This is a genomic window from Candidatus Woesearchaeota archaeon, from assembly GCA_016214075.1.
Lineage (GTDB): Archaea > Nanobdellota > Nanobdellia > Woesearchaeales > DSVV01 > JACRPI01.
The window spans coordinates 1-7,129 of the sequence record JACRPI010000015.1 but is presented as its reverse complement, the minus strand read 5'-3'; the positions used below and the strand labels follow the sequence as shown (position 1 = coordinate 7,129).

Below are 7,129 nucleotides of genomic sequence, written 5' to 3'. Positions count from 1 at the left end.
CAAAGTTCATCCGGAATTCTCCAACCATCATCTCTAACAACTAATCCCATCGGGTCACCTCTTCTCATTCTCACGTGACCCATTCCCTAATATCTATTCAATGAGAAAGCTACTATTTATTCCTTTCGGGATAGGCTCTATATATGTTTCAGGTCTCATTCTTTGGGTTACGTACGCTTTTTTGATTCAGAATGGTCCTGTTGCCATTACTAATAGTATTGGGCTTCTTCTTGCACTCTCTATATTATATTTGAAGTTAAAATATAAATGAGTAAGAATACTTGTTTTGTTGTTTTTCTATTCAGGCACAGTCACATATAATTTCTTTGTTGGACCGTATTGTGTTGAGCCAGAACTTCCGCAGGTATTTCCTGTACATATTTTGAGATTATAGCCAAACGTTCCAGAAGGAGCGTCATCTGGCACCGCGAAGAAAATACTGACGACTTCCGCGTCTCTATTATTTAATGTGAGTTGCTCATCTCCAAGTGTTGGCCAGGTTGTGCAATATCCTGTTGTTTCTGTGTTACATACCGATCCTGCGTTTGCGTTGCACAACTCTGTTTCATCTTCCGCGAGCGCTTCTGTGCAGGTGATGGAGATGTAAAATGTTTGTGATGACGTTGTGTCAATATTGTTGAGTAATCCTACTCCTATGACATCTGTTTCTCCTCGTTCAATACTGTATTGCGTAATTGGAAGACTAATAAGTTCTCCTGGTTTTTTTAACGCAGTAAGAATATTCTGCTCTGTTTGTTCATCTAATGTTCCTTTGTACTCTGTCGCTGTGCTAAAAAGGCTTGTGACGAGATAAAAGCCGATACCCAGGACGACTAAGGAGAGGACAGTTATCACAATCATGTTGACGCTGAGTTCGACTGCTCCAGATTTATTCCAGTATGTTTTCATCTTGTTATTTTTGCTTATCTTAGATAAATACTTATTGTTTTTTTGGTTCAGAAATTATTTTCTTATCTGTTTTTTTAAAACTCCATAATACCCCATTGCGCTTTGGCGCAATGGGTCCCCCTGACATTTAGCTTTGTTGATGCGTGTTTTGTTTACTACTCAACTGCTCATTGCTTTGCTAGCGCTTGAATCGCCTGACAGTCTTTGAGAATCCCCAATCTATTATTATTTATTTCTTAAAAATCTAAATTATGAAGGAAATCTAAAAAATAAAAGAAAGGAATTAAAAAGAAAAACTATTCGCTCGCCTTAATGATCTCAAACTCTTTGACGATCAAAATGGTGAACAAGATTAAGACAATGCCCCCCGCGATGATCAAGGTAAAGCCTTTGTACATTAATTCTGGCGCTCTGATCATCAGATATAATCCGAATGCCATGATGATGAAGCCGAGCCACAGGAATTTGTCCAAAACCATACGCATAATTTCGAATTCCTGATCCGCAGTCATTCGTCTTTTGATCTTCTTCAAAAATGATGGTGTATTTCCTTTTACTCTTTTTTTTGCCATGATTGTTCACCTTAGCTGATGACATTCAAGAAGAATGTCAGTGTTTCGTATTCTACTGTAATGTCACTTTCCATAACCACTTTTAATTTACAGATGTACGTTTCTCCACTTTCAAGATTATTATTATTCATAACAACAAGGAATCCTGTTTCTGTGCTTGGCGCAACATCTTCAGATGATGCGACGACAACAACCGGATACTCTCCATCTGTTTCATAACTCGATGTTGTTCCTGTAGAACTGCTTTTACAATCATCAACAATAATTGTCGCTTCTTCTGCTGTTGATCTTCCTGCATTGTAAAATCCAATCGATAATTCCAACTGGTCATTCGCAGGCAAACTGACTCCTGCTTTTTTGATCCCCACTATTGGTTTGTCCGCTGTTGGACTTTCTTCAATACTCGCAAGAATATCCTGCGATGTCGCGACTCCTTGTGTTCCAATTTCTCTTAGTTGATCAGTGACGAAAATACCGACTCCTAGCATCGCGAACGCAAGAACAAAAATAATGATTGCCTCTACAGAAAGATTTAACGCTGCTTTTTTTGAAAAATTATGAATACGCATAAACCCACCTCTTTTTGTTATCATCTTGTGACAAATTCCTTTATATACTTTGTGATTTGTTCCTCTTTTTTTATTTCTGTAAATTCTCTCTTGAAAACAAAATCTTTATAAATCACCTGCTTTTCTCAAAGTTTCATGGCAAAAATGCGAAAAGCAGTTGCGTACAGACGTCTTGAACGCCCGTATACACGAAAGTCTAAATTTAAGAGTCTTTCTTATGTTCGATCTACCCCTACATCTAAAGTAGTTCGTTACGATATGGGTACTGCTGGAAAAAAATTCCAAAACAAATTTAGTCTTCTTTCCAAATCAGATCTTCAGATCAGACACAACGCAATCGAATCAGCACGTGTCGCTTCTGTTCGTGTCCTTGAACAATCTCTTGGAAAAACAGGATTTCATCTTATGATTCGTATGTATCCGCATCACATTCTTCGTGAAAACCCACTTGCGGCAGGCGCAGGCGCAGACCGTATGAGTACAGGTATGCAGCGTTCTTTTGGAAAATGCATTGGGCTTGCGGCGCAAATCCGTAAAGGAAAAACATTGTTTACTATTGAAGTAGACGCGGTTAACGCGCAAATTGCACGCGACGCATTGAAAGCAGCTGGTCACAAATTCGCTTGCAGAACTCAGATTGTTCAGGATTATTAATTTTCTCCCATTAATTTTGAGAAGTATGATGAACTCAATATTTATAAATTTGATTCTGTTTTCTATTTTATGACAAACTATATTCCGGAAGCAATCGGTAGAACTATTCATGGAATTATTACTGTTGGTTCTGTAGCGGGATATGAAAAAGGTAGAGTTTTTTCTTTTGCTGAAACACAAGATATAGTGGATAAAATAAACAACGGTTTTGATAATTCTGTATGGGTACAAATTCCTTGCATGATTCGAGAAGAACATTTAGTTGGAAGAACAGGTGGTTCTGGATACAGAGAAAAATTGTATAGGATGACTTTTGCATGGAGTCCAAGAGCAAATCCTATTAGCTCTAACTCTTTTTTTGAAAGTTTATGCGAATACGCTTTTAGATTAGGCACTGAATTATCACAACAACGGGTCTATCTGGATTTTGACGGAAAAACCTCTGTTTTTAAAACTTCTAATGGGTCAGCAATTGAAAGTGAACGAGATCTAAAATCCAAAGCTATTGCGTATCTTCGAACAGGAAGACCTCATTGGGACGTTCCACACACAATGCACACGGTAAAATGGATGAAAGAATTAGTTCGCAAGGAGGGTGGAAACAAACAAGTTCTTGTTTCTGCTATGTATCTTCATGACACAGGATGGGGAGGAATGTTTGATGATCAATCCTGTAATTATGACACTGTTTCTGCCGGCGCTGAACTGCAGGCAAGACAAAGCGTTGAAAGAGCAAGAGAAATTTTAACAGCACTAGGTCGTCCAGAAGATGAAATTCAACATGTTCTTCGTTTGATTCAGGTTCATGATGCTATACATAAAATTGAAAGTCCATATGAAGTTTTAGTATTGGAAGCAGATACACTGGGTCAATTGAGTGCTCCACAGAATGATAATTTTGGACCAAAAGATTACGCTCGATTTATTGCATATGTTCGAGAACAAAGAGCACCGAAATTTAGAACACAGACGGGACGAAAAAGATTAGATGAATTGCTTGAAGGAAAGTAAAAATAATCCCAATGGTTATCCCATGCCTAAAGGCATGGGCTTTTCCGTTGGGATTATTAAACATGTGAACTTTCGGCTTCATCCCCGCACTAAAGTGCGGGGCTTTCGCCGAGTTCCCATGTAAGCCAAAACAAACTCGCTTCAACTGCTTTTCCTATCAGAATGTATAAAGCTTTGTTTAATAGTAACGGACATAAATAAGACATACTTGTTGTCCGTTACTAGAATAGTAAACGACATTATACTTTATGCGTCAATTGTGTCGTTTACTATAAATAAATTATCTTTATAAAGCATTCAATATTTCTCTAAAAAATGTTACCACATAGATTGTCTACTGCTGCAGTAGTTACTCAATTGCGCGAGTTGTATAAAGGATTTCCAGACAATATTTTCCTTCGCGGTTCACTCGCTCGCGGAGAGCGATACGATGATATTGATATTTCTATCTACAATCCTCAAGAAATTGTTTCTGAACAGTTACCAGTTATGTTCTGTGGAAGACCTATATCTTATGGTAGAATACCAGTAGAAGAGTTAGATACTTTTTTTTATACTTCAGGCAGAGAAAACTCTTCTCTTCTTGACATTATTGAAATTCAATCTACTGGTCAAGCACGCGATATAATCCAAAGACAAAAAGAGATCTCGCGAACAGAGAAAGCACCATATTATCTTTTGTTTTTGGAATTAGAGGAGGCATACGCAAGATTGTGCTTTCCAAAATCTGATGATTCAACATACGAATACCTCAAGCGTATGGGAGGAAGCAAAAGAACTGTTTCTAGAATACTTTTTGCTTATCGACATTTACATGTTGAACATTCGGAAGTACGGCAAACAGCTACTCTTTTGGAGCATCTCAAAGAGAGAGAAATTCTTTCTGAAAAAGTTGCTTCTGGAATTGATTACATTCTTGATAAAATATTTGACGACCCTCTTCAGACGAATCCTGGAAGATGGTATCAAGAAACAGCAAGCCTCTGTTCTTGGTTTGATGCAGTCTTGAAGCCAGAAATTGGAATATACGTACATGAGCGGATTGGAACAACATATCCTGAATTAATCAGGGCTGCTTTTTCTTCAGATGCAAAGAGTGTAGCTCCATTGGTGGAGCAGGCGCTTGGAGATTCTTCTTGGAAACCATACCAAACGTGGATAGCGTTATTTGCATTGACTGCAAATACAAATCTTGCTCCTGAAGATTTTTTGCGAATAAAAAATCATATCGTACATAATCGTCCTTATAGACCAATTATAAAAAATATTATTCGAAATCCATCTACTCCTCATTCTATACTTCATGAAATAGACAGAAAAATAGACCCCCTCATAGCAGAACTTCTCGATAGACGCATTGCAACTACATGAGTGGAAATCGTTTAAATAGTTTATTTTCATAAATACAAAATAAAGATTATCAAGGAAAATTTAATCTATACACCCAACATCTCCCGCAATTCATCTGTTGGTTCCCAAGGGGGATTAAATGTTACTTCAACATGCACTTTCTCCATGTTGGGCAACTTCTTGATTGCGAGATCTACACTCTGCACAATCATCGGTCCAACCGGACACATTATTGATGTGAAGGTCAAAAGTATTTCCGCTTCTTTTTGTTCTGGCTTAATTTTGATATTGTAAATTAATCCTAATGTCCAAATATCAATTTGCAATTCTGGATCTATTACTGTTTTGAGTATTTCAATGATAGGCTTGTTTTCTTCAACCGCTTCCATGTCCTCTTTGCTGACTTTTTGAAGCGTGCTTTTCTTTGCTTCAGCTTTTGCCGCTTGTTCTTCAGTAGTTTCTGCTTGCGCAGGTTTCTCTGCACTGAGAATAACGCTTTCTGTAATCTGAGAGAGCTCTTGTTCATCTTGAGAAGGAGTCTCTTCTGTGTATCCTTCTGCGTTAAAATCTTCTTCGTCTTCGCCGAAGAGTGTGTCTTTTATCTTTTGTAAAAATCCTTTCTCTTTTTCCATGATTGTCACCTGGTTGTCTCTTTTTAGCTTTTCTTCATTCTGTTTTCGTTGTTATTATTATAAAATTATAATGACCCCATTGCACTTTCGTGCAATGGGTCCCCCTGGCAATAGAGGTTGCTCGTGCGTGTATTGTTTTTTGTTGTTGGGCAAATACCTATTGTTATAAGAGAATTCTACTTAAACGCAATGCTCTTTTTTAATGCTTCGATTCCTTTTCCTTCTTTCGCGCAAATCTCCCTGACTGTAGGGAAGAGTTTTTTTATCTTTTCAATATTGCCTGATTCTAAATCCATTTTATTCGCAACAATTATAATTTCTTTGTCTGTCATTTTCTGGATTCGCTTCAAAAGCTCTATCTGCGCTTCCACTTCATACCCGCAACTTTCGCTTGGATCAAAAACATATACTACTCGCTGCGCAAGCTGTTTTAATACAATCATTGCCTGCTTTTCGATGTTATTCATCTTATCCAGTTCTCTGTCAAACGCGCCAGGCGTATCAATAACTTGATACGTTCTTGGTTCAACATCAAAATAGCCGATGTTCAGTGATTTTGTGGTGAACGCGTACGCTTGAATGTTTGGTTGTGTTTGCGTGAGCGCTTTTAAGATACTGCTTTTTCCGACGTTTGGATAGCCAGAGATCGCAATAGTGCGGACATCTGGTTTAATGTCAGGCCATGTTTTCATTATTTTACGGGATTCTTCAATGATTTCCAAATGTTTTTGAATCTGTCTCATGACAGATCCTATTCTCCCAAAATAGGCATTCTTTAGTTTCTGAATTTCTTCCAGCGTCCATGTTTTCTTAATTCCAATAACGACTTTCCACGAGGTTTCCCGACACTGTTTCTCTGCCCAGTTCACGCTTCCCAGCGCTTGCTTGGTGAGATTGTAGCGGATAGTAATTCTCGCGAGCGCGTTATAGAATGGGTCTAACTCTTCAAGATTTGGAAACTTCAGATAGATCTTGCTGAGCATTCCTGCAAGATTATCCTGCACTTCTGTAATGAGTTCAATTTCGAAGTACTGCACTTGTTTTCTTCGCGCATCTTTTTCACGCATTCTTGGAACTCTTTCTCGTGCCATGCTCACTCTTTTTTTCGCGGCATGGATAGCGCGATCGAGATACGTATCGGCGGATTCTATTTTTTGCATGTACTGAAAGTTCATGATATGAAGAATCAGGAAGTAGTATATAATGAATTACTTTTTAATGGATTATTTTTTTGCGATACGCACAAGAACGACACTGCTATTATCAGATCCACACATTATTTCCGCCGCTTCATTAAGAGCCTATCCCGAAAGGAATAAATAGTAGCTTTCTCATTGAATAGATATTAGGGAATGGGTCACGTGAGAATGAGAAGAGGTGACCCGATGGGATTAGTTGTTAGAGATGATGGTTGGAGAATTCCGGATGAACT

Annotated in this window: 8 protein-coding genes; 3 read left to right on the top strand and 5 right to left on the bottom strand. The window is 38.1% G+C overall.

Annotated features, from left to right (window positions below; all coding sequences use genetic code 11):
• Positions 1–297 precede the first annotated feature (297 nt).
• The 3 genes from HZC31_03055 to HZC31_03045 all read right to left on the bottom strand — a co-directional run bounded on the left by HZC31_03055 (position 298) and on the right by HZC31_03045 (position 2,074).
• Positions 298–909, bottom strand: a complete 612-nt coding sequence (locus tag HZC31_03055) for a hypothetical protein (protein MBI5002336.1) — start codon at positions 907–909, stop codon at positions 298–300.
• Between the two features lie 296 nt (positions 910–1,205).
• Positions 1,206–1,481 (bottom strand): hypothetical protein, encoded by a 276-nt coding sequence (locus HZC31_03050; GenBank protein ID MBI5002335.1) that lies wholly within the window; start codon positions 1,479–1,481, stop codon positions 1,206–1,208.
• An 11-nt stretch (positions 1,482–1,492) separates the two neighbouring features.
• Positions 1,493–2,074 (bottom strand): hypothetical protein, encoded by a 582-nt coding sequence (locus tag HZC31_03045; GenBank protein MBI5002334.1) that lies wholly within the window; start codon positions 2,072–2,074, stop codon positions 1,493–1,495.
• A gap of 111 nt (positions 2,075–2,185) precedes the next feature.
• Here HZC31_03045 and HZC31_03040 point away from each other — a divergent pair, with 111 nt between their 5' ends.
• From HZC31_03040 to HZC31_03030, 3 genes are all read left to right on the top strand, one after another.
• Positions 2,186–2,704 (top strand): 50S ribosomal protein L16, encoded by a 519-nt coding sequence (locus HZC31_03040; protein MBI5002333.1) that lies wholly within the window; start codon positions 2,186–2,188, stop codon positions 2,702–2,704.
• Positions 2,705–2,773: 69 nt separating this feature from the next.
• Positions 2,774–3,715 (top strand): hypothetical protein, encoded by a 942-nt coding sequence (locus HZC31_03035; GenBank protein MBI5002332.1) that lies wholly within the window; start codon positions 2,774–2,776, stop codon positions 3,713–3,715.
• Positions 3,716–4,030: 315 nt separating this feature from the next.
• Complete coding sequence (locus HZC31_03030) at positions 4,031–5,086, top strand: hypothetical protein (protein ID MBI5002331.1); 1,056 nt, start codon at positions 4,031–4,033, stop codon at positions 5,084–5,086.
• Positions 5,087–5,151: 65 nt separating this feature from the next.
• Here the strand turns inward: HZC31_03030 and HZC31_03025 are convergent, their stop codons facing one another.
• Together HZC31_03025 and HZC31_03020 are read right to left on the bottom strand one after the other, a co-directional pair.
• The gene (locus HZC31_03025; GenBank protein MBI5002330.1) at positions 5,152–5,697 is read right to left on the bottom strand and encodes a metal-sulfur cluster assembly factor; all 546 of its coding nucleotides are present in this window, start codon (positions 5,695–5,697) and stop codon (positions 5,152–5,154) included.
• 176 nt (positions 5,698–5,873) lie between these two features.
• Positions 5,874–6,872: a 50S ribosome-binding GTPase gene (locus HZC31_03020; protein MBI5002329.1), complete on the bottom strand. Its 999-nt coding sequence runs from the start codon at positions 6,870–6,872 to the stop codon at positions 5,874–5,876.
• Between the last annotated feature and the right edge of the window lie 257 nt (positions 6,873–7,129).

What these genes read in the sequence shown, in the direction of transcription:
- HZC31_03050 (MBI5002335.1), bottom strand. Translation starts at nt 1,481, where the DNA reads ATGGCAAAAAAAAGAGTAAAAGGAAATACACCATCATTTTTGAAGAAG.
- HZC31_03040 (MBI5002333.1), top strand. Translation starts at nt 2,186, where the DNA reads ATGGCAAAAATGCGAAAAGCAGTTGCGTACAGACGTCTTGAACGCCCG.
- HZC31_03035 (MBI5002332.1), top strand. Translation starts at nt 2,774, where the DNA reads ATGACAAACTATATTCCGGAAGCAATCGGTAGAACTATTCATGGAATT.
- HZC31_03020 (MBI5002329.1), bottom strand. Translation starts at nt 6,872, where the DNA reads ATGAACTTTCAGTACATGCAAAAAATAGAATCCGCCGATACGTATCTC.
- HZC31_03055 (MBI5002336.1), bottom strand. Translation starts at nt 909, where the DNA reads ATGAAAACATACTGGAATAAATCTGGAGCAGTCGAACTCAGCGTCAAC.
- HZC31_03030 (MBI5002331.1), top strand. Translation starts at nt 4,031, where the DNA reads ATGTTACCACATAGATTGTCTACTGCTGCAGTAGTTACTCAATTGCGC.
- HZC31_03045 (MBI5002334.1), bottom strand. Translation starts at nt 2,074, where the DNA reads ATGATAACAAAAAGAGGTGGGTTTATGCGTATTCATAATTTTTCAAAA.
- HZC31_03025 (MBI5002330.1), bottom strand. Translation starts at nt 5,697, where the DNA reads ATGGAAAAAGAGAAAGGATTTTTACAAAAGATAAAAGACACACTCTTC.